The following is a 23,063-nucleotide window of genomic DNA, read 5'->3' as shown; positions in this document are numbered from 1 at the left end:
GCACCCGAGACGTCTCGGGTCGCGGAACAGGTTGTCGACTACTCAGTGGCCACCACCTCCATACGTACGGGTCTTGCCTGCGAAAGTCCTTGCCTTGCTGTGCCCCGCCCCTCCGGCGGCGGTCCAGCAGCCAGAGGGCCAGCCGGATTCTCGCCTGCCCCGGAGGGGGCGGGGGTACCGCATACCAGGCAGTTCACCTGCCCAGTCACTCGATCTCTCACTTTAGACGACAGTGAAATTACACAGCCACATACGGAATGTCTAGAGCTTCCACTACAGAATTTTTCCGGGCACTGCCGATCAGCCAGCGGACGTTGCGGCCGGGGCGCGGTTGGCTTCGGCGGTCAGTAGTCCCTACCGTTTTGCTCCGGGAGTATTCGGGCCAGTCGTAGGGTCCTGGTTCCCAGGGGTGTCGGGTGTGGCTTTCAGCAGTCTGCCGTTGGTGTGGCTCGGTTCGATTGGCCGCCCGGCACCCTCCAGGGCGACTCGGCTGCTGATTAGGAATTGCGAACTCGTCGCTGTGTAGGGACTGGCCAGCAAAGTCGTCTGCGGGACAACATGTTCGATGAACCGAGGAGTCGACATTGGAACGGGCCTCTGGGCCGGAGTGGACGTCGGCAAGGGGCCTGAGATCGGGCATTCCCAACCTTCGAAGCAGTTGACATCCCGATTAGGAATCGAAGGTCGTATCCGCGAGCAGTGCGATCACGAACGCGATGCCGCGCGGAACTCGTCGGTGACGCCCCGTCCTCGTCGAGGCGCTCCGCCGCGGCGGAGCGCCGGGATGTTCTGGATGGCAGGGTTTTCGGTGAGTTCCTCGATCAGGCAGTCCTCGGGGCTGCGGCCGGCGTAGACGGCGCGGTCGGGGCCGGGGCGTCCGAGGAATCGTTCCTGGACGGACTTCCTCGTCGGCGCGGCGGCTCAGTTCGTGGACGCGCTGGGTCAGGTCGTCGGCGTACTCGGCGCCCGACATTCGGGGCATCACGACTCCTGCAGTTCGAGGTGGTGAGCCAGTAGCGCGGTCAGGGCTTCGTCGATGGTGTTCCACGGCCCGCCGCGCAGGACCGTGTTGTGCGGGTCGAGGGCTTGCCAGCGCCCGCGGCGCCCGGTCGCGGTGACCTGACGGGCGATCCGACCAAGGTACTCCTCGCCGTCGGTGACCCGGTGGTCGCCGGTGTCCGGGTCGCGGGCGTGGATGACCGGCGACGGCCCGAAAGCGATCTTCTCCGGCGCGGTGGCGTGGCTGCGGACTCGCCGCGTGCTGCTGCCACAGGGTGTGACGACGCTGGAACGTCTTGTCGCGCCGCTGGCCGAACCGATTCGCAGTGGCCGGTTCACCACCGAGGACCTGCTGACGCTCGCTCCTGGCGACGCCGTCGCCGAGGTGCGGTCGCTGTATCAGCTCGCGCTGGCCGAACTGGCCGACTTCCTCTCCACCACAACGCCGGTGGCGGTCCTGGGCCCGACATTCTCGGCCTCGAAGCTGTGCGCCGCCGATGCCGACCTGATCGTGGACGGTGTCCTGATCGAGGTGAAAACCCGCCCCGGCGCAGCCAACCGCTACGACGACACCGAGCGGACGGTGACCCGGGTGCGCGATCTGCTCACCGACATCGTCGATCGCCAACTGGTGGCGGACGTCCCGAGCCGGTTTCTTCGCGGATAGCGGCGCATGCCTGGCGGACGATGAAGCTCTCAAGCAAGGGGGTCGCGCAGTTCGTGGACGACGACGGTGTTGCCGCCCCGTTCCTTCGCCAGATACATGGCGGTATCGGCGCAACCGAGAAGCTCCTCGGGCGCGGAGCGGTCGTCGGCCATTTCACCGCGCTCGAAAACCGCCACCCCGATGCTGGCGGTGACCCCCACAGCCACGTCGCTCGAATCCTCGACAGCGCGCCGGATCCGCTCGGCCAGCGTCCGGGCGGACATGGCATCCAGGTGATCGACAATCGTGAACTCCTCCCCGCCGGTGCGCGCTACGGCGGCACCGGGGTCGGCTGTGTCGCGAAGCCGAGCCGCGGTTCTGGCCAACACCCTGTCGCCTTCCTGGTGACCGAAGGTGTCGTTGACGACCTTGAATTGGTCGAGGTCGATGATCAAGGCGCAGATCGGCGTACCGGCCTCGAAGAATCTGGGTAGGTCGTAATCAAGCCCGCGCCGGTTCGACAGAGCGGTCAACGGATCCGACAACGCGTCCGTTCGCAGCACCCAATAGAAGAACTGGAGCATGGGCAGCACGAAAACGACGGCGAGCACCATGATCAGCGTGGTGGCCACCGCGAGCGGTATGTCACCGTCTGTCTCAGCATGGGTCTGCATGCGTATCGTCACGAGCAACACCGACAACAGGGACCACCCCGCATGCGCGGCGAGGGCTTTCGCGCCGTGGAAGAGCGTGAGATACGCACCGGTCAGGATCAAGGCGGTGGCGTTGACCAGCGCCACACGGCTGGAGACCAGCAGACCAGTGGTCGTAATGGCAACGTCGGCAACAGCTATCAACGCCAGTGATGCCGAAGCACTCGGCCAGGGCAGCAGATACCAGCGCAGACCCGTCAGCACCCCGAGAATGCCGAACAATCCGATCACCGTCCGGCCGAACGTGCTCTGCGGGCCTTCCGGCGACGACATGACCATGACAGCGATGACGCCCAGGCCCAGCCCGCATGTGCCGATCATGTTTTTCAGCAGGTCGAGCGCCGAGTGGTTTCGGAGGGTCGTCAGTACCCAGCGGTAGTCGACCGGTTCTCGCCACCACCTCCGCAAGGCAAGCCATCCGACGTTCATGATCCCACCTTACTGATCCTCCAGTCGGACTCCGTGGATGGTGATTATGCTGGTCAGCGGCCTGGACGCGTGGGCGCCCATAACCTGACGATGTTACGTTCGCGTGGGGAACAATTGAATAGGCGACGGCCGCGCCCAAAGCCAGCCGACCACCACCACCTCGGTGGAGCGGCGCAGCGGCAGTTTGCGCCACGCCTGCGAGCGCCCGGCACGGCAGGGTGCTGTCCACGCGTTTGGCGATGACGCCCTCGTTGTCGTACTCGGCGGCGACCGCCAGCATCCGTGAGACCGGGATGTCGCGGTAGTACGGCGAGAGCAGGACCGGGCCATGGGGCAGGCCCAGCCGTTCGAGGCGCTCACGGCGTTGCAGGTAGGTCAGGGTGCGCAGGTCACGGTCGCCGAAACCCAGCAGATCGAACACGGACAGGCACGCCGGCACCGCCCGGATCAGTGCTGGGCTCGGTCTCGTTACGCCCAGGCGGTGCCCGATGCGGGCGAACCGCGGCACCCCGCCGCGGTCCGGGGCCACCAGTGCACCGTCGAGGGTCATCTCCCATCCCGCCGCCAGCGATGCCAGGGCGTGGGAGATCTCGGGAAGGCCGCGTTGAGGGAGTTGCCGTTGCGGCTGACCATGTGGCACACGCCGCCGGAAATCCATGCCAGGCAGCGGATTCCGTCGTACTTCCATTCGTAGGCGTACCGGGTGTCGTCGTTGGCGGGAGCGGGCCCGGGCGTGGCGAGCATCGGCGCCAGATGGCGCACCATGCGCGAAACGCTGCCCGTGAAAGCTACCGAACGGTCGCATCATCGTGAGGCTCCGGAATCCCGTACTGCCGGTGGAAATTCGTCGTACGGTCCGTGCCGGGAATGACCGTTGTGTTCCGATCGAGCCGGTTCCGGTCATGTGGGTGTGAGCGGGTCGGCGGCGGGGTGCATGACGGCGTGCCACCACGATTCGAGCCGACTCGGCTCTGGCCAGTGCACCACCAGCAGGTCGTCATCGGAATCGCTGGTGATGGCGGGTGGGGTCGGATGCCGTCTTCCCGGTCGGCGAGCGGGCCTGTCACCGCGCGGTTGGTGTGGGGTTGCTGTCATGGCGCACCTCCGAATCTGTGCCCGACGCCGGGGCTCACCGGGCGGGCTGGATTCGCAACTCGCGGCGGCGGTGTACGCCGAGGTCGACCGCGCACGAGGAATGCCACGTAGGGCCCAGGGACGATGCCGAGGGGTCTGCGCCACCACAGAGGGGCCGACCTGCGCCAGCGTAGGCGTTCAAGGTCAACGCCAGGCTACGTCCGAGCCAATTTCCCGGGGCCTGCACCCCGAGTTCGAACCCGGCGTCCGTGCGGCCGAGCAAGACGCGCTCGACACTGAGCCGGAGCCATGCCGCAACTGGTGTGGTTGGGGAAGATCACCAGCACGGGCACCCGCGACCTCGAAGGCCTTGGCCCCGCGACGACCAAGACAGCGCCCAGTTCGACGATGCCCTCCCTGTGACTCGCAGTGATAAGTGGCGGTGATTCCGCGTCGTCAGATGGCGCCAGTGGATCCTCTGGTGGCCCCAGCCCGAGAGGTGGCGGGGAATCTGCGCCGGCCGTTGCCTAGGGTGAGGAGTCGATGCAGTATCGACCGATCGAACGAAATGCGGACGCGTTCCAGCAACCACCGACCGAGCGCGAGTTGCAGGCGATGGCAGCCCGGATCTTCGGTGCCGGTACCCGGATCACCTCGGCGGTCGAGTTGGCCGACGGGACGTATAACAACACTTTCCGAGTCGACATCGGAGCCGGCCGTCCGGTTATCCTGCGCATCGCTCCCGAGCCGGGACGCCAGCACCGCATCGAACCGGAATTGATGCGCAACGAGCACTCCACCATCCCATACCTCGCACCGATCGCCGCACTGATGCCACAGCTCCTCGGTATCGACTTCACCCACGCCGTCATCGGACGCGACTACATGTTCCAGACACTGCTCGATGGCATTCCGGCACCGGCTGGACTGAAGAGCTATCCCGCTGGCCGGCTGCCCGGGTTCTTCCAGCAGATCGGAGCGTGGGCAAGATCGATACACGAGGTGTCCGGGCCGGGATTCGGGCGAGTCGCCGGCCCGCAGTACCCGACCTGGAGCGAGGCGCTGATCTCCTGGTTCGAGTGCGCGGTCGCCGATCTGACCGATGCCGGGCTGGATGCCGCCGATGCCCGGGAGGTGATCGGCATGCTCGACCGCCACCGCGACGTGCTCGACGACATACGCACGCCACGGCTGCTGCACGGCGACCTGTGGATCGTGAACCTGATCCTCGCCGATTCCGTCGACCGGCCGACCATCACCGGCATCGTCGACAACGACCGAACCTGGTGGGGTGATCCCGAAGCCGACTGGCCGATCTTCATGGCACTCCGCAAACCAGGCACCCAGCGAGACGCATTCTGGAATGCCTACGGCCGCCTCGATGACAGCCCCGAAGCCCGATGGCGCCGACAGATCTACCACGCCCGCCACACACTCTCGATACGCCTGGAATACAGTCGCCGCCTCTCCCCCGGCGCCAAACCCATCACCACTACATACCAAGACCTGCAACAGCTTCTCGCGCAGCCACATCCATACCGCTGAACCTCACTACGCGTTCGGTCGACTCGCAGCGGTAGATGGCGGTCTTGTCGCACCCTCAGGTGGCGCCGGCGCCCGGAACCTGGTGCGGCACAGAATGTCCGCCATTGCCGATGAGCGTGCGGACGAACCGATCAGCGTGGGCTGTCCGGAACCATGTTCGAAGGTCGGTTGGGCCCCGATGTATTCATTTTCCAAATGGAAAGTAGATGCTACGCTGACATCATGAGTAGCGAAACATCCCCCGAAGCCGCACTCGACGCCGCTGCAGCCGCCCGCGGCGCCGCCGTCGGCGCGGTCAGGGTGCCCCGCTGGTTCCCCCCATTGGCCGGCCTGAGCTACGGGCTCGGATTCGTTCTACTCGGCGTCTCGGCACTGACCCTCGGAAGCGAGCGCGCAGCATTCGCAATCGCTGGAATTGTGCTGTGCGCCATCAATATCGCGTCTTTCGCCATCCTGATTCGACAGTGGCTGCGCGCGGGGGTCATGCCGCGCGCGAGCGCTACGACGCCAATGATCCCGCGGCGCTGGGTCTGGTTGTCGACCGGAGGCATGATTCCGCTGCCGATCGCGGTGGCCGGGCTGGTCTGGCTGGTGACCGACCGCGTCGGCTGGGCCGCCATCACACTGGGAGTCCTACTGGGGGCCTCGACCTGGTGGCGTCTGTCCATGGAGGCGCGTCGAACCCGGTGACCGCCCTCGACGAAGCTTTCGCCACGATGCCCCGGCTCAAGGTCGCGGCCTTCCTGGCCGGCTGCGCCGAAGCCGAATTCGGCGTCGTCGCACAGAAATGCGACATCGCCGCTTCCGCACTCTCGAAAGCGGCGACCACCCTGGAAGAAGCGGGCTACCTGCGCATCCGCAAAGGCTACGTGGGCCGTCGCCCACGAACATGGCTCTGCCTCACGCCGATCGGCCTCGAATCCTTTGAAGCCCATTTGGCCGCGCTCACCGAGCTGACCAACCAAGGTCGAGCGCTCACGGGACGAGAGACCGCAACAGAAGAATCACCCAGCTCGACTGGTTGATTCATCCCCTCCACAAAGCATGACTTCCTTGATCTGCTAGTCAATGGACTCGTCCACGCGGTGATCATTTTCAGCTGGGTGCAAACACACTCTCTTGCCGCTGACCGCGCTGACCGAAGCGGTCAGTGCGGGCCTTGGAAGTTCAACCGGCCGTGCCCAATCCGCGGCCCAAGCCAGTTGGGCCGACCACCTCGAGCCGAGGGTTATCAAAAGTCTCGGTTACGGCGGGTCTTGATCCGGACTCGACGATCAGTGACCCACCCCCGTTTCTGATCTTGTATGGTGACCAACCGATGCCCACATCGACTCGGGGGAATTATCTTGGAACACAAGGGTTTACGACGGCACATCCTGGCCGTCGCCGCAGCATCGATGGCGGTCACAGCTGCCGCTGGCGTCGCGGAAGCGAGCCCCGGCACACCCACGGATCCGGTGATCACGATCACATTGCCCGCTCCGACCGGGCCCGATCCGGTCGGCGTCACCGAATGGCATCTCGTCGATGCCAATCGCGCCGATCCATGGGATCCCGGCCACCGACGCGAACTGATGGTGCAGATCTGGTATCCAGCTGAGGACGCCGATACCTCGCCCCTGGCACCGTGGATGGCGCCGGGCGCCCGAGAAGAACAGCGCTTCGGCCTGACCCAGGCCGGTGTCGCTTCGGACAGTTGGGCGCTCGCGCCGAGTCATGGCCGCAGCGAGCCAGCCCGAGTCGGCGGCGGGCGGTTTCCGATCCTGCTGAACTCGCCAGGATTGGACGACACCGCCGGGCTGAACACCTTTCAAGCCGAGGATCTTGCCAGCCACGGCTACGTCGTGGTCGCCGTCAACCACACTCACGAGGCATTCGCAGTTCAATTCCCCGATGGGCACACCGAACACAGTGCGGTGCCGGTGGATTCGCCGCCGAGCGTCCTGTCCGACCAGTTGCTTCCGACCCGAGTCGCCGATATGCGTTTCGTTCTCGATCAGCTCGCCGCCGCGGCCGGACATTCCACCGATGCGGATCCTGGGCTACCGCAACACCTCGCCGATGATCTGGACCTGACAAAGGTCGGTATGTTCGGACATTCTCTCGGCGGGTCGACCACCGCTCAAACCATGCACGACGACGCGCGCGTCGCCGCCGGCGTCAATCTGGACGGCCCTGTACTCGGCTCCGTTGCCACCGACGGTCTCGATCGGCCGCTGCTGATGATCGCCAGCGACACCTCGCCGTGGTTCGGACACTCGGGCTGGGAACCGAATTGGGCAACCAACACCGGACTGAAGCTGCCCCTGCGCATCGCAGGCACCCGCCACATGTCCTTCACCGACGAACAGGTGATCGTGGCAGAACTGGCCGCGGCGGGCCTTCTTCCCGATGACGCGAAGAACGCCGCGATCGGCTCGATCGATCCAAGCCGCTCGATCGACCTCCAACGCTCGTCCCTGCTGGCCTACTTCAACGCCGTTTTCGGCCGCACCGATAGCAGCCTCACGGAAACCCTCAAGCGACTCGCGCAGCCCGAAATGCTTCCACACCTGTGACCCCTGCTCTTTGCTGACGAATATCCTCTAACTAGCCGCATACCGCGCTGACCGAACCGGCCAGCGCGACCCCTCTGAATGCATGTGAGGCTGTCGTTTTGGGGGCGAAGACCCGCGGCGTCTATACCGGCCGCAAACCCGCCCTCACCGCCGAGCAGGCAAACCAACTCCGTGCCCGCGCGGCCGCCGGCGAACCGAAATCGGCGCTGGTCAACGAATTCGGCATCAGCCGCGAAACCGTCTATAACTATCTGCGCACTGACAGCACCGACGCCGCATAGAACGGCCATCTATCGCCGCAGGACCTCGGCCACCGAAGTTTTCGGAGTACCAGGATCTTCCGAGAAATGACCGGCCGAGCGGTTTCGTTGAAGATCGCGAAGGAGTCGTCCCGGCCCCGCACAGCACCACAGCAGGATTGGAGAGGGTATGCCCAGCTATGAAATCGACGGAGTGATCCCGGTCGTCGCCGTCGGCGCGTTCGTGCACCCGTCCGCGGTGCTGATCGGGGATGTCGTGATCGAGAGTGGCTGCTACATCGGTCCGACGGCCAGCCTGCGAGGCGATTTCAGCTCGATCATTATCGGTTCAGGGTCCAACGTTCAGGATGGCTGCGTGCTGCACTCGTTTCCGGGGCGAGAGATGGTGCTGGAGGCCGAATCCCACATTGGCCACGGTGCGGTCTTGCACGGTTGCGTCATCGGGTCGGGAGCGATGATCGGTATGAACGCCGTCGTGATGGACGGTGCCCGAGTGGGAGCGCGGGCACTCGTCGGCGCCGGCAGCGTGGTTCGGGCGGAGACGACGATCCCTGACGAGCATCTCGCGGTCGGCAATCCAGTCACGGAGACCCGGCCGTTGGATGAGCAGACGTTGCGGTGGAAGGCCAACGGCGTGAAGGTCTATCAAGAATTGGCCAGGAGATCGTTGGCCTCGATACGGGAGACCGCACCACTTACCGAGGTGCCGTCGGACCGCCCCCGACTCAGCACCGGCCGCGAGGTATCGAGCCCCTTGCGCGAACTACGCCGCGGCAACGGCCCGCAGACTTCGCGCTGACCCGCGACAATGACAGAAGACCACCCGCCGATCACCAAGCGCCCGTGAAGGCCGCCGAACTTGGCACCTCCGACGTACCTGTCCCGGCTCCTGCGCCGCTCCACCCGTGGTGACCGCGCCAAAACCCTAGCGCTGATCAGTGCATATGCCGAACTTCGTTGGATTTTCGGCGAGTTCTACCGCGCCCCCGCGCCGCCCGCATCTGGCTGCGGTGCGGTTCGGTGATCGGCCCGTTGTCGAACTCGTCGATGCTGTTCTGCCGCACGGTAATCGCCCAACCGACCTGCTTGGGGGTCCCCGATCAGCTCCGGCCAGCCCGCGCCTTGTCGGCGTTGCGGGCGTTGATGTCGTCGTAGTCACCCATCCGGTGATGGTGCGCCGCAACCGATCTGCCCTGCATCTAGCAGAGCGTTCGGTATGGCCGCCGACGATGCGCCTGCACGAATGTCCGGATTGCGGTGTCCGAAGGATGGGCGAGCGGGCGTATCGACCCCACGAGTGATGGAGCCGGCAGGTATTCGGCTCCCCGGCAGGCCCGGACTTCGTCCTTCACTCGCTTCGGAGATATCGGTCGTACAGGGTGCGCTCGTCGCGCTGTCCGGCTGGACCAACCAGCTCCAGGCCAGCCCTTTCGTCGGCTGTGCGGCTTGTCGAGTGGCTGTGTCTTGCGTTCTGGCCGTTCACTTCCGCAATTTCGTCCGGCGAAACAAGCCCCTGCTCATCCGGCCGAAACGATGGCTGCGCCACCGGTTGCGGAGACCGTTCAGAACAGCCGGTCCGGCGAGGGCGGTGGCGGATCCGACCTCGACCGCCGGTGCACCGCCACGTAGGCCTCGGCACCACCTACCTCGGGGATGGCGTCGATTTGGTCTTGGACCGTATACCCGACGGGTTGTCACCATCACGTGGGACCCTGACCAGCGCGAGTATTAACTCTTATCCCCAAATCGTCAGCAGCACAATCGAATACAAGGGGGAGACCGGATGTTTGTCGGCTCTGTCAACACCACCACGCACGGCCGGGGGCGATGACCATGCGGGTAGTCAACGCCGCACGAGACGGCATCGCAGACACCGAACGGCAAGTCATCGCAGCCCTGCGGGCTTGGGATGTTCCCGGTATCGCGATATCGGGTGCCAAGGTCCCCGTATCCGCAGGGGGCTCCGCCGAGGCCGACCTGCTGGTGATCCTGCCGAACCTGGCGGTGGTCCTCGAGGTCAAGGGCCTGGTCAAGCGCCTGGGCGGACGCCTGTACTGTCCGGTGCAGGGGGACTGGTCCCTGCCCGGCATCCCTGGTGATCCGGTCCATACCCAGGCCGAAGGAAACCCGCTCGACCAGCTGGCGAAGGTACTGTTCGGGTTCAAGAACTTCGCCGAAGCCGCCACCGAGGCAAACCTTTACGTCGAGGGCCTGGTGGTCGTGGTCTCCTGGCCGGGGCGACCGATCATCCTGGACAAGGGCCAGATCCCCATGCCCACCGGACAGGACGTGACGGTGTTCAGTGCCGATCAGCTGCGCACGTGGGCCGACCGGCGCGCCCACCGTGAGGTCGCCTGGACCGCCGCCCGGGTATCGAAAGTGCTCGAAGCGCTCGGGTTCGGCCACACCAACCGCGACCCCGACAAGCGCGTCACCTATGCCGAGCTGACCGCCGCCGGATTCCCCATCACCACCATCACAGCCACGGCCGCCGACCCTGAACCCGCAGCACCCGCCCTGGCCAAGCCCGCCGCGTCCAAGCCCGAGCCCGCTGACCCGACCCCGGCCGAGCCCAGGGCCTTCGATCTTGCCGACTGGGAACGCCCCCAGCCCTACTACCGCACCACAGCCGCCGAAACCACCGCAGCCGCCGAGGATCCCGAGCCCTCCCCCACCCGATCCTCGTGGCGCACAACCGAACCGAGCTACTCCCAGCCCGAACCGGCGCAATACACCGAACCGCAGCCATGGCTGCCCGCACCGGCCCCGAAACCGACGCAACAGGCCAAACGCCGCCAGGGCGGGCAATGGGCGCTAGCGGCCGTGATCGGATTGGGGTGCTCGCGGGGAGACTGGACCAGCAAGCTGCATCTGGCGTGTGCGCAAGGCTGCCGGGTGTTGTCGGCGCTGGTCACCGCAGGGCAGGCCGGCGACAGTCCGCAGTTCACGGCGGTGCTCGACGGTATCGCGGTGCCGAAACTCGGTGGCGGGCGTGCGCGAGTGCGGCCGGAGAGGGTGTTGGCGACAGGGCGTATTCCAGTCTCGGTAACCGGGAATGGTTGCGGCGTCACGGGATTCGAGCAACCATCCCGGTCCCTGCCGATCAGGCCGGGCACCGGCGGCGACGAGGCAGCTGCGGAGGCTGGCCACCGGCGTTCGATCCGGTGATATACCGTGACCGCAACGCTGTCGAGCGCGGTATCAATCAGCTCAAACAACATCGAGCGGTCGCCACCCGGTTCGACAAGCTCGCGATCCGATACCAGGCCACGATCCATGTCGCTGTCATCAACCAATGGCTCCGGCAGTGGTGAGAGCGGGCCACACGCCCGCCCTCACCACTTCGAGACAGAACCTAGGCGTCGGCCGCCTGCTGCGCCAGCGCAGCCGCTGCTCGCTCCGCCCGTTCGGCGGCCGCGTGCGCCAGGCACAGACACCCCTCCTGGTTCTTCTGCGAACCATTGTCAGGGCGTCCACTTCCAGGGCGCAGCCTCAGACTTGTCACACCCCCATGCCCCGATCGGCATCCCCGCCTGCCCCGAGCCAGTTCATCCGCCCGCCGTGAGGCCACATGAAAAATGGAGGCTAATGCTGCGCGGCTTCGGCGTCGGCCTTGGTCTGCTGCACCGTGCCAGGCGCGTGCTGTGGCGGCGCGTAGATCGTGAAAAGCCGAAGGGGCGACGAACCTGTGTTAATGAAGTTGTGCTTCGTTCCAGCCGGGACGAATGCGAGGCTTCCAGTGTGAATCGGCGTGGTCTCACCGGAGATGATTGCCGAACCGTCACCCTCGACGAAAACCAATGTTTGGTCAACGCGATGCACCTCTTCGCCGATATCACCGCCCGGCGGGATGGTCATCAACACGACCTGGCTATGCTCACCTGTCGCTATAACACGACGGAATGCTTCGTTTTCTTTCGCATCAGCGAATATGTCCACGTTTATCGGATCCATCGCGTAGCCCCTAACTGCGTAACAGTGTCGTGCTTCGGCCGAGTCAATGATATGCGGTCGTGTGCACAGGCCGCGCAAGGTGAGGCCGGCAACAGATCCGACGCCACCCCCTCACCGGCGCGCCAGCGTTTCACCAGCGCGTAGACCCGCCGCTGCGTCACTCCTAACCGAGCGGCGGCCTCCGCGGCGTCCGGCACGCTCACCCGATTCAGCTGTACGAGCGATCCGATCACCTCCGCCCGGCGCACAGCCGTCTGCCAATGTGTCTCCGCTGTGGTCAGCACACCACGATCCGACAGCGACGAATCCCCGGCCATCCCGGACACCCCCGTGCTGAAGACGAGTACGAGTCAAAGGCACGGTACTGAGCCGGAGTTCGAGACACGCCGATGTTCGAAGTCACCTTCAATCGGCGCCGTATCCGCACGTCAGTGATGAACACTATTTCGAACATTCACAGCCGCACAACGGATCTCGAAACCGATCGTTTTAGAGACAAACCATCGGTGTCAGGTTTCGAAGTCCTCTGCAGTGATGTTCGAAGTCGCCTTCAGTTGAAGCTGGTCCTGATCAACGACGGGAGTATCGGAATTAACGGCTCTGGATCACTTCCGGTGGTGCCGGAGGGTCTCTGACGGCACGATATTGCGGTGCGTGAGGTGAATGTGCCTGCTGCCGTGGTGTTTTCAGGTTTGGATCCACTGGTGGTGGAGGGTGTTGTCGATGAGGGTGGCCGGATTCTGGTGCAGGCGCGGACACCGAGTGGTCCGGCCGCATGCCCGGGCTGCGGGGTGGAGTCCGCACGGGTGCACGGGTATCACCAGCGGATCGTGGCCGACCTGTCCTGGATCGACGGGTTGAGATGGTGCGGGTACGAGCACGCCGACATGTTTGCCCAACACTCGACTGCCGCAACACCTTCCGCGAACAAGTGCCCGATGTGCTGGAACGCTACCAGCGGAGAACCGCGCGCCTGACCGTCGCGGTCCGGTCGGTGGTGCGGGAGTTGGCCGGCCGTGCGGGCATTCGGCTGCTCGCGGCGCTGCCGGTCCGGTTGTCGCGTCACACCGCGATCCGCACTCTGTTGCGGATCCCGCTACCGCATCGGTCGACACCGAAAGCGTTGGGCGTGGACGACTTCGCGTTGCGCCGCGGCCAGCACTACGCCAGCGTCCTGATCGACGCCTCCACCCACCAACGCATCGACATACTGCCGGACCGTAAGTCCGATTCGCTGCGCGCCTGGCTGTGCGAGCATCCCGGCGTCGAGGTCATCGTCCGAGACGGGTCCACCGCCTATGCCGAAGGCGCCCGCCGCGCCCTACCCGACGTCGTACAAGCCTCTGACCGCTGGCATCTCTGGAACGGACTGGGCCGGGTGGTCGAGAAAGCGGTAGTCGCCCACAGCGCCTGCTGGGCCGAGGCCGGGCCCAAACGCCAGCAGTTGACCCGCGAGACAACAACGTTGCAACGCCGGCACGACGTTCACGCGCTGCTCGACCAAGGTGTCGGACTGCTGGACTGCTCGCGGCGGCTCGATCTGGCACTCAACACCGTCAAACGCTATGCCCGTGTCCCGCAACCGGATCGACTACGCCGCCCACCTCAATATCGCGCCTGCCTGGTCGACCCCTACCGAGATCACCTGCGAACCCGCCGCGCCGACGAACCCGGCGTCCCCGTCTCACATCTGTTCGAGGAGCTGAAAACCCTCGGCTACACCGGCAGCCTGAACCTGCTGCACAAATACCTCAACCAGGGACGTCACCTCAGCGATCGAATCCCGCCTTCGCCGCGGCGGCTGACCAGCTGGATCATGACGCGCCCGGCTGAGCTGCCCGATCAGCATCGCGCCCACCTCGACGAACTATTGGCTGTCTGCCCGGAACTGACCGCCCTCTCACAGCTCGTGCACGAGTTCGCGCAGATCATGGCCAACCGGCGCGGCGCCGAAATCGACTGCTGGATCAAGCAGGTCCGCGAGTCTGGCCTCCTCGAGCTCGAACCGTTCCTCACCGGTGTCGACCAGGACCACGATGCCGTCGTCGCGGGCCTGACCCTGCCCTACAGCAGCGGCCCGATCGAAGGCATCAACACGAAAACCAAACTGATCAAACGACAAATGTTTGGCCGAGCAGGATTCGACCTACTCCGGCACCGGATCCTGCTGGCTTGATTCGCCGGGCCATCACCACCGAAAGTGCGACAGAGCCGTTATCTGGACAGGCCCTGGTCTTCCGGCATGCGGCGTGGCCGTTTCGGGCCGCGCTGGCCGGGTGTCGTGTTGGAAAGTCCTGGACGGTCAGTGCCGGTACATGTTTTCGATCGCGTCGGCGAATCGTTCGGCGATCACGTGGCGCTTGACTTTGAGGGTGGCGGTGAGCTCGCCGGATTCCTCGGTGAGGTCGCGGTCGAGCAGGGCGTATTTCTTGACGGATTCGGCGTGGGAGACGGTGCTGTTGGCGTCGTCGATCGCGCGCTGGATCTCGGCTCGGAGGGTGGGGTCGGCGCGCAGGTCGGCGATGGTGGCTTTGGCGGGCTTGCTGTTGGCGGCCTTCCAGGTGGTGAACGCTTCCGGGTCGAGGGTGATCAGCGCGGTGATGAACGGGCGCCCGTCGCCGAGGACGACGGCTTGCGAGATCAGCGTGTGGGAACGGATGCGGTCTTCCATCGGACCGGGTGAGACGTTCTTGCCGCCGGCGGTGATGAGCAGGTCCTTCTTGCGGCCGGTGATCGACACGAAGCCGTCCTGGTCGAGGACGCCGATGTCGCCGGTGCGCAGCCAGCCGTCGGGCATCGCCGCGGCCGTGGCCTGCTCGTTGCGCCAGTATCCGGCGAACACCACACCACCGGACAGCTCGATCTCGCCGTCCTCGGCGATCCGGACCGCGCTGTCGCCCAGGGGTTGTCCCACGCTGCCGATCTTCACCGCACCCGGCACGTTGACGCAGTGCGCCGCGGTGGACTCGGTCATCCCGTAGCCCTCGTAGATCGGGACGCCGACGCCGCGGAAGAAATGCCCCAGCCGCGGTGCCAGCGCTCCGCCGCCGGAGATCGCGTATTCGCAGTTGCCGCCGAGAGCTTCGCGCAGCGGCGCGTACACCAGCCGGTTGCACAGGGCGTACTGAACCCGCAGGAGCAAGGAGGGACGCTGCGCGAATCTGCCTGTGCGATCCAGCTTTTCGCTCCAGCGGATCGCGGTGCGCTCGGCGAATCCGAACATCGCCCCCTTGACCTTGCCGCCGTCGCGCGCCTTCTTTTCCGCGCCGTCGCGCACCTTCTCGAACACGCGCGGCACCCCGAGAATCGCGTGCGGGCGGAAGCGCGCGAACTGCCCGGTAATGGTCTTGAAGTCCGCCCAGTGCGCCTGGGTCATCCCGCCCTCGAAGGCGGCCAGTGACACCGCACGGGCCAGCACGTGCGCCAGCGGCAGGAAGGTGAGCATCCGCTGCCCGGGACGAGAGACCTCGCCGATGCTGGCGCTCAGGATGCCGCGCACCTCCGAGAGGAAGTTGCGGTGCGTGAGCATGCAGCCCTTGGGGCGACCGGTGGTGCCGGAGGTGTAGACCAGCGAGGCGAGGCCGCCGGCGCGCAAACCGTCGAGCCGTTCTCGCAGGAGTTCGCCGGAAACGCTCTCGCCGTCGCCGATCAGGACGGCTTCGGCTCCATCGTCGATGACCAGCATCCGCCGCAGGGTGTCGGGCGCGCCGTCGAGCAGGTCCTTGTGCCGGGCGGTCTCCACGACCGCGAGGGCCGCCCCGGAGTCCTCGAGGATCCACCGCACCTGCTCGGTGGAAGATGAATCGTAGACCGGTACGGTGACCGCTCCCGCCGCCCAGATCGCGAAGTCGAGCAGCGACCACTCGAACCGGGTCGCCGACATCAGCACCACCCGGTCCCCAGGCTGAATCCCGTTGGCGATCAACCCCTTCGCGACCGCGGAGACCAGCCGCGCGAACTCCTCGGCGGTCACTTCGAGCCAGCCGTCGCCGACCGGCCGGGAGAACAACACTCGCCCCGGAGCCTGCTCGGCCTGGGTATAGACCGAGCCGACGATGGTTTCGTCCTCGGCAATGGTGAATGTGGCCGCCGCCGCGAACTCACGCATGGTCATCTCCAATGGTCTGATCGGGTTGACGGAGTCGCCGCAGCGCGCGAGCGAAATCGGCGATCTCGCGAGAAGTCCAGTCGGCCATCCGCTCGCTGAGCACAGCGAGATCATGCCCGGCAGCCGCCGCCAGCACGCGCCGCCCCGCAGTGGTCAGGGTCAGCGGATACCCGGCATGCAGACTGCCTTCCCCGGCCGCCACCCAGCCCACCTCCACACAGGCCCGCACCTGCCGCGACACCGTCGACCGATGCACCCCGAACGCCTCGGCGATCTCCGTAGCCCGGCACCCCGGATTCCGCTCGATGTACGAAAGCGCCGACTGCTGCGCAAACGACGGCAGCCCCTCGGCGGCAGGGCGCCCCGCGATGATCTCCCGCACGATCTGCGTCAGTCCGTCGTGGACCGCTACCAGATCGGGCGACCACCGCCCAACACCGTGTTGCATAGCGCAACTATATCCCGTGCGGTCGCCTACGCTCACAGAGGGAACCATCCACGACCTACCCCAAGTCCTATGAGCAGTTTCACGCGGCTCGATGAATGAGAAACGTGCCCTTCGAGCTGGGGGAATCGCTGTTGCCTGAGCAGTGATCGGTCCGATAGAAGGGCACGGGTGCTCAGCTGTAGCGAGTGCAGTCGGATCTGGCGGATCTGTCGTCGCCGCCCGCGTGGAGCGCCGGTGAGCGGGATTGGATATGTCACTGATCGGGCTCCGACGCAGAGTTCGGCAGCGTCCTACCCGCCCCCGGAGTCGACATCGTATGAGGGCATTGATGATTGGTCAGGTTCTCTGTCCGTCGTCCAGTAGTTCGAGCCACAACCTCAGAGCGTGATCTTGGAACTCTTTCATCTGCTCGATCAGTTCGACGAGCGGCTTCGGGGGGGCGAGTTCCTCTGGAAGCAGCGGATCGCGCACGATAGTGCTGATTACTGCACTGCCGAGCAGGAGCGATGTGCGGGCGTTTTCTGCAACCGTCCGATGAGCGCTGGTGCGGGCCGCGTCCGCGAGTGCTCGAGACGCTTGGTGCAGGTGTCGTGTCCGAGATGGGATGTCCCACAGGCGACGAACGGCGTCAAGGTCTTCGGTGCTCAACTCGTCGATTCGGTACACGTGGCATTCGGGCGCGGCGCCAAGTCTGGACAAGGTGGTGCGAAGCCCGTCGGTGCCGTCATCGAGATTGTTCGGCCGTAGCGCTACCGCGGGAGTCCAGTCGGCCATACCGGCCAGCGACAGTGCGTTGTTGTGTGCACGTAGTGCGGCTCGGTCGCTGCGTTTGACGCGGGAGTGTTCGACGGCGTTCCACGTGCCGTCCCACGGCACCATGCGCTCGATGCGGCTTCGCCAGCTGCTGACCTCGGTGTAGGCAGGTAACGCTTCGGCCTGAACCCTGTATGTGCCGCGGGTGGTGCGGGTGATTCTCCCTTCCGCACACATCCGGGAAGCGGACACTCTCATGTTCGCTGCGGTCAGTCCCATGATCTCGCCGGCGAGGCTGAGCATGTCGAGCCCGAACTCGGCCTCCGGACTTGCCGTCAGGAGGTCGAGGATGACCCGGGTGGCGGTGGGCCTCCCATCGACTTGAAACACAAATTGATCCTACTCTGTTCAAACTTGTTACAAGTGGCTACGCTCGTCGCAACCGCCAACCGACCGTAAGGAGGCCGGCTGTGTCAGCCAACTCCCCTGTCCCCGCGCAGGCCGCGACAGACGTCGTCGTCGAACGTGACGGTGGTGTCACCACTGTCGTGCTCAATCGCCCGGATCGGCGTAATGCCGTCGACGGGCCGATGGCGGCGCAGCTACGTGAGGCGTTCGAGCTGTTCGAGGCCGACGACTCCCAGCGCGTGGCCATTCTGTGGGGGGCAGGCGGAACATTTTGCGCCGGTGCAGATCTCACAGCGGTGGGAGACCCCGCGCGTCGCCACGAACTCGATCCGCGCGGCGGCGGTACCGGGCCGATGGGTCCGAGTCGCATGGTACTGAGCAAGCCTCTGATTGCCGCGGTGAGTGGGTATGCCGTGGCAGGCGGACTCGAACTTGCGCTTCTCGCGGACCTGCGAGTCTGTGAGCAGGATTCAACGTTCGGGGTCTTCTGTCGCCGATGGGGGGTGCCCCTCATCGACGGTGGGACCGTGCGACTTCCGCGCATCATCGGTCAGGGGCGCGCGCTGGACATGATTCTCACCGGCCGCCCCGTGGGGGCCGACGAGGCGCTTTCCTTCGGGCTCGTCAATCAGGTGGTCGAGGCGGGCACTTCGCTGCAAGCAGCACGCAAGATCGCGAATCAGTTGTTGCAGTTCCCGCAGGAGTGCATGTTGGTCGACCGGACGTCGGCATACCGGTCTTTCGATTTGACCCTCGATGCAGCGCTCAGGGCCGAAGGGACCGATGGCGCGCCGATCGTCGAGCGCGAGGGCGTCGCTGGTGCTGCACGATTCGCATCCGGGGCCGGGCGTCACGGCAGCTTCACGCACATCCGAACAGTTTGAGACACAAGAGATTCCGAGACACACGCAAGGATCTTCACGATGAGCCCATTGACCCGAGACCTGATCGTGCGGGGCGCCCGCCAGCACAGCGAGCGGACAGCAGTGATCTGCGGAGACCGACGGATGACGTTCCGCGAGGTCGACGAACTCAGCAGCCAGCTGGCACATGCCATGCTTCAGCAAGGATGCGAATACCGTTCACGTGTCGCGCTACTGGTCAACAACAGCGTCTACACCGTCCCGACCGACTTCGCATGCGTCAAGGCAGGCATCAACCGCGTCCCGCTCAATTCCCGGCTCTCCGTCGACGAGCACAGCCGGATGATCGCCGAAACCGGCTGTACCGCCCTGTTCTATGGCCCCGACCTCGCTGATCGCGCGCAGCAACTGGCCGCACGGTTCCCGCAGCTGCAATGTGTGGGCCTCGAGTCGTCGTTCGACGACACGCGCACCCTTTCCGAGGCCGCGGCCACCATGCCCAACACCGTCCCCGACGTCGCCGTCGAGCCCGACGACGTGATCTTGACCCTGTTCACCTCAGGCACCACGGGAGTCCTCAAGGCGGCGCAGCACACCCAGCGCACGTATGCGGGTATCGCACGCAACGTGCTGTTGAACCTCCTGCCAGTTGCGCCCGACGACGTGATGGCGCACTCGGCGTCGCTGATCCACGCCAGCGGTGTGTTCGTCCTCCCGTTCTGGTTGCGCGGTGCCACCACCTTGGTACTTCCCGGATTCGATCCCGACATCTTCGTCGAGCAGATCGCCACCCACCGGGTCACCTCGACCATCCTGGTACCGACCATGGTCCAGATGCTGTTGCAGCGCACCACTTTCGACCCCGAACTCGTCTCGTCGCTGCGATACCTGATCTACGGGGCATCGCCCATGCCGCTCGTCACGATCAAGGACGCGATGGCGGCCCTGCCCCACGTGCAGTTCCTGCAGTACTACGGGCAGACCGAGGCCCCTTTGTGCCTGACTGTCCTACGCCACGAGGATCACCACGGCGAGCGCCTGCTCTCGTGCGGGCAACCCGCCCTGGACGTCGAAATCAGACTTCTCGACGAACACGGAAACGACGTCGAGCCAGGAACACCCGGCGAAATCGTGGTGCGCTCACCATCCGCCGCGGCCGGCTACTTCAACGCACCCGAACTCAACGAGGCCACCTTCACCGACGGCGATTGGGTACACACCCGCGACGTCGGCGTCTTCGACGAGCACGGGTTCCTTTACCTCAAAGACCGGCTCTCCGACATGATCGTCTCCGGCGGATACAACGTCTATCCCCGGGAAGTCGAGGAACGACTGCTCGCGCACCCGGCTGTCGCCGAAACAATCGTCGTGGGAGCACCAGACCCGGTCTGGGTCGAGGCCGTGACCGCCGTTGTCGTCCTAGCACCCGGCCATCACGAATCCGAACAGCTCCGCACCGAACTGATTGCCTTCGTCGCCGAAGGACTCGCCTCCTACAAGAAGCCCCGCAACCTCATGTTCCGCTCATTCATCCCCAAGACGGCAGTCGGCAAACTCGACAGGAAGTCCCTCCGCCACGAGCTTCGCGGCCAAAGCCAAACGACCATCTAACCGAACCAGATTCAGATGGATGCGCTACGCCTCGAGACGCACCCGACAGCATCGCCCGTATACTTGCGCGCACGCGCACTCCACATCGCGGGGGTCGAGACCTGTGAAGTCTCGGAGGTTGCGTCCGCCAGACGGGTGTAGCAGCTCGTAGCTCGGCCGATGAGGCCGAAGCCCGGACATTGAGGGTGTTCACCGCGTGATCCTCGAAGGAACTCTCACATTCTCTCGAGCTGAGCGCGGCGCACGTGTACGCACACCACATGGTGCCGACGCCCTTGGTGATCACGACCGCCAGGTTCGCGTTGAACCGCGTGTACCACGCGTAATCGGGTGGCGCCGTGGCCACGTCGGTGATTTTCGGCGGTCCGGCCTGCTTGCGTGCCGAAGCGTTCGTTGATCAGCTGGGCGTGTCCGACACCGGTGACCGCGCCGAGCCTGACCACCACCTCACCGGTCCGGTTGAGCTCGACGTCATAGGCGCGCACCAGGTCGGCTAGCCGCCACGTCGATGAGCCGGTGCGTCCAGGCGCGTCGCCGCAATTCGACGACGGCGGTCGAATCCCACGACAGCAAATCGCCCCTCGGCGGTTCGGCAAGACCCTTCGCCACCCGGTCGACGTCCTGCTCGGGTGGGCCGACAAGCACATGCCCGAGATCGAATACACGCGCACCCGCTTCGATGAGTCGGACCTCGCCTGAGGCACCGCGTCGGTCCGAATGTCGGTTACCTACATCTACGTCCTTGCTCTTGATGGATATTTGCGGCATGGGTATGAGGCGATGACGAGGCCTGTGAGGTCCGCACGGCCGAAAAGTCACGGTAAGACCGGCTACCGCAGAAATTTCGCGAGTCGATACCGCCCACGCAGTGCATTCGCCCAGGTCGGCATCCGAGCCGCAGATAATGGCTTCTCTTCTGCGGAAAATCCTTAGAGCTAGATTTCGCATGAACGTACGAACCCTTGCGGCGCAGCAAAATCGGATCAGCCCAGTAGCAATCCGGCCGTGGTGTCACCTCGGACCAGAGCTACCTTTCGCACAGGTATCTCTCAACCCCCGAGTGCCCGTCGGCCGGTGACGGTGAGCAGGATGTCCTTGGCGCTCAACGTGATCGGGGTGCCAGAACCGAGGACGATGTCTGCGTCTGAGGCACGCAGTTGCATGCCGGTCAGGTCCACCCCGAAGTAGGCGAAGGAGCGGGGGCCGGGCTGGTTCATGACCACGGCGATGCGGTCCGGCGGCGCAGGGGGCAAGCCGAGCGGTTCGGTGATGTCGAGACCGTGGATGACGTCGTGGCTCAGTGCACCCGCCGCGCCGCCGCCCGGCGGCCGCCACGGGTGTTGCACGTTGTCGCGCAGGGCAGCGAGCAGGTCGGCGTCGGACATCCTGGCGGTGTCGCTGCGGGCGGCCTTGTCGGCGTACCGGTTGAACGAGAAGCGAGCGGCGGCCATCCCCCGCAGGAATCTCAGCGGTGTGGTTCGATAGGGCATGGTCATGTGGGCGACGACCTCGCGGACGCGCCAGCCGTCGCACAGCGAGGGCGTCGCCCACTGGTCGGTAGTGAGCGTGGCAAGGAGATCGGCGAGGCGTACGCGTTCGGTGACCGTGTGCTCGCGTACCAGGGCGGTGTGGTCGGTGGATGTCACGGGCTGACCCATTCGTCGTAGGAGACAGGTTCACCTCTACTACGAACAAGGCCGGCGGAAGTCATCGGTCGGTCCGTGGTCCGATCGTCTCGGGCAGTCCGAACTGCGCAAACCGGTCCCCAGCGCCGAGGAAGGTCACCAACCGCGCGATCCGGCCTGACCGCGTTTCCACGGCGAGCAGCGCGAAGGGGCGAAGCACGCCGTCGGCATCGGGACGGTATTGGCCGAACCCGGTCGACCCGTTGATCTGTGTCGGTACGAGACGATCGCCCGCGCATCCATCGCTGGCGGCGAACACGGCGACGATCGTCTCGCGCCCGGTCATCCGCCATGCGAACGGCGGCATGCCTGACTCGGCGTCCTCGCACAGTAGCGACGCCAACCCGTCGACGTCGTGGGCTTCGAACGCCGTCGCGTAACGCTGCACCAGGTCGTGGTCCACAGAGGAGTCGGGGTCGAGCGGATCCAGGTCGGTATTCCGGGCCGTGGTGAGGGTCGCGCGGGCGCGCTGCAGCGCGCTGTTCACCGCAGCCGTGCTGACTCCCAGCATGTCAGCGGTCTCGGCCGCGGTGAACGCGAGGACCTCTCGCAGAATGAGTACGGCACGTTGGCGCGGCGGTAGGTGCTGTAGCGCCACAACGAATGCGAGTCGCACCGATTCGCGTTGGGTGACGAGTTCGGCCGGATCGGCGGCGTCGATCAGGCGCACGTCGGGCATGGGGTCCAGCCACCGGTCGGCGGGTAACACCGCGTCGGGATCGAAACCGCCCGTCGCCGGGCCCTCCCACATCAGCATTCGACGGCGTGCGGCGCGCAGCATGTCCAGGCAGACATTGGTAGCGATGGCATGCACCCACGTCGAGAGTCGCCCCCGACTCGGGTCGTAGGCATCGAAGCGGGTGTAGGCACGGATCAACGTTTCCTGCACAGCGTCATCGGTGTCGGCGGCCGAGCCCAGCAGGCGATAGCAGTACCCCGTCAACGGAACTCGCAGGGCCTCGAGAGCACTGGGATCCAGCGACGCCTGGCCCGACGATGATCGCACCGC

At 65.4% G+C, this 23,063-nt stretch carries 20 protein-coding genes and 2 pseudogenes; 13 read left to right on the top strand and 9 right to left on the bottom strand.

Annotation, left to right across the window (positions count from 1 at the left end; genetic code table 11):
• Positions 1-1,156 precede the first annotated feature (1,156 nt).
• Entirely contained in the window at positions 1,157-1,666 is a 510-nt protein-coding gene (locus ON33_RS42585; protein ID WP_040862816.1) for a DUF4158 domain-containing protein, read from the top strand.
• 29 nt (positions 1,667-1,695) lie between these two features.
• Here the strand turns inward: ON33_RS42585 and ON33_RS43680 are convergent, their stop codons facing one another.
• The 3 genes and pseudogenes from ON33_RS43680 to ON33_RS43675 all read right to left on the bottom strand — a co-directional run bounded on the left by ON33_RS43680 (position 1,696) and on the right by ON33_RS43675 (position 3,552).
• The gene (locus ON33_RS43680) at positions 1,696-2,787 is read right to left on the bottom strand and encodes a GGDEF domain-containing protein (RefSeq protein WP_051153191.1); all 1,092 of its coding nucleotides are present in this window, start codon (positions 2,785-2,787) and stop codon (positions 1,696-1,698) included.
• A 277-nt stretch (positions 2,788-3,064) separates the two neighbouring features.
• Positions 3,065-3,337, bottom strand: a pseudogene (locus ON33_RS44550) (hypothetical protein); the annotation flags it as partial.
• Positions 3,334-3,552: a DNA ligase-like domain-containing protein gene (locus tag ON33_RS43675; protein WP_245550907.1), complete on the bottom strand. Its 219-nt coding sequence runs from the start codon at positions 3,550-3,552 to the stop codon at positions 3,334-3,336. The pseudogene ON33_RS44550 and the gene ON33_RS43675, both read right to left, overlap by 4 nt.
• 852 nt (positions 3,553-4,404) lie before the next feature.
• Between ON33_RS43675 and ON33_RS31670 the strand changes: the two genes are divergently transcribed.
• The 8 genes from ON33_RS31670 to ON33_RS44135 all read left to right on the top strand — a co-directional run bounded on the left by ON33_RS31670 (position 4,405) and on the right by ON33_RS44135 (position 11,538).
• A complete protein-coding gene (locus tag ON33_RS31670) occupies positions 4,405-5,406 on the top strand; it encodes a phosphotransferase family protein (RefSeq protein WP_040862814.1) in 1,002 nt (333 codons plus the stop codon).
• A gap of 222 nt (positions 5,407-5,628) precedes the next feature.
• Positions 5,629-6,096 (top strand): hypothetical protein, encoded by a 468-nt coding sequence (locus ON33_RS31665; RefSeq protein WP_157184818.1) that lies wholly within the window; start codon positions 5,629-5,631, stop codon positions 6,094-6,096.
• Positions 6,093-6,431: a transcriptional regulator gene (locus tag ON33_RS31660; RefSeq protein WP_245550905.1), complete on the top strand. Its 339-nt coding sequence runs from the start codon at positions 6,093-6,095 to the stop codon at positions 6,429-6,431. Before ON33_RS31665 ends, ON33_RS31660 begins: the two co-directional genes overlap by 4 nt.
• Positions 6,432-6,752: 321 nt before the next feature.
• Positions 6,753-7,964 carry an alpha/beta hydrolase family protein gene (locus ON33_RS31655; protein WP_051153186.1) on the top strand — a complete coding sequence of 404 codons (1,212 nt, stop codon included), beginning with the start codon at positions 6,753-6,755 and terminating at the stop codon, positions 7,962-7,964.
• 98 nt (positions 7,965-8,062) lie between these two features.
• Complete coding sequence (locus ON33_RS31650; RefSeq protein WP_040862812.1) at positions 8,063-8,245, top strand: helix-turn-helix domain-containing protein; 183 nt, start codon at positions 8,063-8,065, stop codon at positions 8,243-8,245.
• A gap of 148 nt (positions 8,246-8,393) precedes the next feature.
• Positions 8,394-9,023 carry a gamma carbonic anhydrase family protein gene (locus ON33_RS31645; protein ID WP_040862811.1) on the top strand — a complete coding sequence of 210 codons (630 nt, stop codon included), beginning with the start codon at positions 8,394-8,396 and terminating at the stop codon, positions 9,021-9,023.
• A gap of 1,028 nt (positions 9,024-10,051) precedes the next feature.
• Positions 10,052-11,392 carry an NERD domain-containing protein gene (locus ON33_RS44140; RefSeq protein ID WP_051153184.1) on the top strand — a complete coding sequence of 447 codons (1,341 nt, stop codon included), beginning with the start codon at positions 10,052-10,054 and terminating at the stop codon, positions 11,390-11,392.
• The gene (locus ON33_RS44135; protein WP_281033255.1) at positions 11,284-11,538 is read left to right on the top strand and encodes a transposase; all 255 of its coding nucleotides are present in this window, start codon (positions 11,284-11,286) and stop codon (positions 11,536-11,538) included. Before ON33_RS44140 ends, ON33_RS44135 begins: the two co-directional genes overlap by 109 nt.
• A 271-nt stretch (positions 11,539-11,809) precedes the next feature.
• On the opposite strand, the gene ON33_RS31635 is transcribed toward ON33_RS44135, so the two are convergent.
• Positions 11,810-12,163: a cupin domain-containing protein gene (locus ON33_RS31635; RefSeq protein WP_245550903.1), complete on the bottom strand. Its 354-nt coding sequence runs from the start codon at positions 12,161-12,163 to the stop codon at positions 11,810-11,812.
• 659 nt (positions 12,164-12,822) lie between these two features.
• Here ON33_RS31635 and ON33_RS31630 point away from each other — a divergent pair.
• Positions 12,823-14,354, top strand: a pseudogene (locus tag ON33_RS31630) (ISL3 family transposase).
• A gap of 126 nt (positions 14,355-14,480) precedes the next feature.
• On the opposite strand, the gene ON33_RS31625 reads toward ON33_RS31630, so the two are convergent.
• From ON33_RS31625 to ON33_RS31615, 3 genes are all read right to left on the bottom strand, one after another.
• The gene (locus ON33_RS31625) at positions 14,481-16,286 is read right to left on the bottom strand and encodes an AMP-dependent synthetase/ligase (RefSeq protein ID WP_040862825.1); all 1,806 of its coding nucleotides are present in this window, start codon (positions 16,284-16,286) and stop codon (positions 14,481-14,483) included.
• Positions 16,279-16,734: a MarR family winged helix-turn-helix transcriptional regulator gene (locus ON33_RS31620; protein ID WP_051153181.1), complete on the bottom strand. Its 456-nt coding sequence runs from the start codon at positions 16,732-16,734 to the stop codon at positions 16,279-16,281. The genes ON33_RS31625 and ON33_RS31620 overlap by 8 nt, the downstream gene beginning before the upstream one ends.
• A 336-nt stretch (positions 16,735-17,070) precedes the next feature.
• Positions 17,071-17,877 (bottom strand): hypothetical protein, encoded by an 807-nt coding sequence (locus ON33_RS31615; RefSeq protein WP_245550899.1) that lies wholly within the window; start codon positions 17,875-17,877, stop codon positions 17,071-17,073.
• A gap of 80 nt (positions 17,878-17,957) precedes the next feature.
• Between ON33_RS31615 and ON33_RS31610 the strand changes: the two genes are divergently transcribed.
• The 3 genes from ON33_RS31610 to ON33_RS41830 all read left to right on the top strand — a co-directional run bounded on the left by ON33_RS31610 (position 17,958) and on the right by ON33_RS41830 (position 20,866).
• Positions 17,958-18,779 (top strand): crotonase/enoyl-CoA hydratase family protein, encoded by an 822-nt coding sequence (locus tag ON33_RS31610; protein ID WP_040862808.1) that lies wholly within the window; start codon positions 17,958-17,960, stop codon positions 18,777-18,779.
• Positions 18,780-18,818: 39 nt separating this feature from the next.
• On the top strand, positions 18,819-20,369 hold the full coding sequence (locus tag ON33_RS31605) for a class I adenylate-forming enzyme family protein (protein ID WP_040862807.1): 1,551 nt from the start codon (positions 18,819-18,821) through the stop codon (positions 20,367-20,369).
• 338 nt (positions 20,370-20,707) lie between these two features.
• Positions 20,708-20,866: a hypothetical protein gene (locus ON33_RS41830; protein WP_157184817.1), complete on the top strand. Its 159-nt coding sequence runs from the start codon at positions 20,708-20,710 to the stop codon at positions 20,864-20,866.
• Between the two features lie 552 nt (positions 20,867-21,418).
• On the opposite strand, the gene ON33_RS31595 is transcribed toward ON33_RS41830, so the two are convergent.
• Positions 21,419-22,015: a maleylpyruvate isomerase family mycothiol-dependent enzyme gene (locus ON33_RS31595; protein WP_040862823.1), complete on the bottom strand. Its 597-nt coding sequence runs from the start codon at positions 22,013-22,015 to the stop codon at positions 21,419-21,421.
• A gap of 61 nt (positions 22,016-22,076) precedes the next feature.
• Positions 22,077-23,060: an RNA polymerase subunit sigma-70 gene (locus ON33_RS31590; RefSeq protein ID WP_051153177.1), complete on the bottom strand. Its 984-nt coding sequence runs from the start codon at positions 23,058-23,060 to the stop codon at positions 22,077-22,079.
• Positions 23,061-23,063: the final 3 nt, after the last annotated feature.

Source organism: Nocardia niigatensis NBRC 100131 (genome assembly GCF_000308655.1).
GTDB classification, from domain to species: Bacteria; Actinomycetota; Actinomycetes; order Mycobacteriales; family Mycobacteriaceae; genus Nocardia; species Nocardia niigatensis.
Note: the sequence above shows the minus strand (reverse complement) of the source record. Positions and strands in the feature narration are given on the sequence as shown.

Bases quoted from the DNA above. Each gene is read 5' to 3' on its own strand.
- ON33_RS31605 (WP_040862807.1), top strand. From the start codon at position 18,819: ATGAGCCCATTGACCCGAGACCTGATCGTGCGGGGCGCCCGCCAGCAC.
- ON33_RS31670 (WP_040862814.1), top strand. From the start codon at position 4,405: ATGCAGTATCGACCGATCGAACGAAATGCGGACGCGTTCCAGCAACCA.
- ON33_RS31665 (WP_157184818.1), top strand. From the start codon at position 5,629: ATGAGTAGCGAAACATCCCCCGAAGCCGCACTCGACGCCGCTGCAGCC.
- ON33_RS31625 (WP_040862825.1), bottom strand. From the start codon at position 16,286: ATGCGTGAGTTCGCGGCGGCGGCCACATTCACCATTGCCGAGGACGAA.
- ON33_RS31620 (WP_051153181.1), bottom strand. From the start codon at position 16,734: ATGCAACACGGTGTTGGGCGGTGGTCGCCCGATCTGGTAGCGGTCCAC.
- ON33_RS44140 (WP_051153184.1), top strand. From the start codon at position 10,052: ATGACCATGCGGGTAGTCAACGCCGCACGAGACGGCATCGCAGACACC.
- ON33_RS31645 (WP_040862811.1), top strand. From the start codon at position 8,394: ATGCCCAGCTATGAAATCGACGGAGTGATCCCGGTCGTCGCCGTCGGC.
- ON33_RS43675 (WP_245550907.1), bottom strand. From the start codon at position 3,552: ATGGTGCGCCATCTGGCGCCGATGCTCGCCACGCCCGGGCCCGCTCCC.
- ON33_RS43680 (WP_051153191.1), bottom strand. From the start codon at position 2,787: ATGAACGTCGGATGGCTTGCCTTGCGGAGGTGGTGGCGAGAACCGGTC.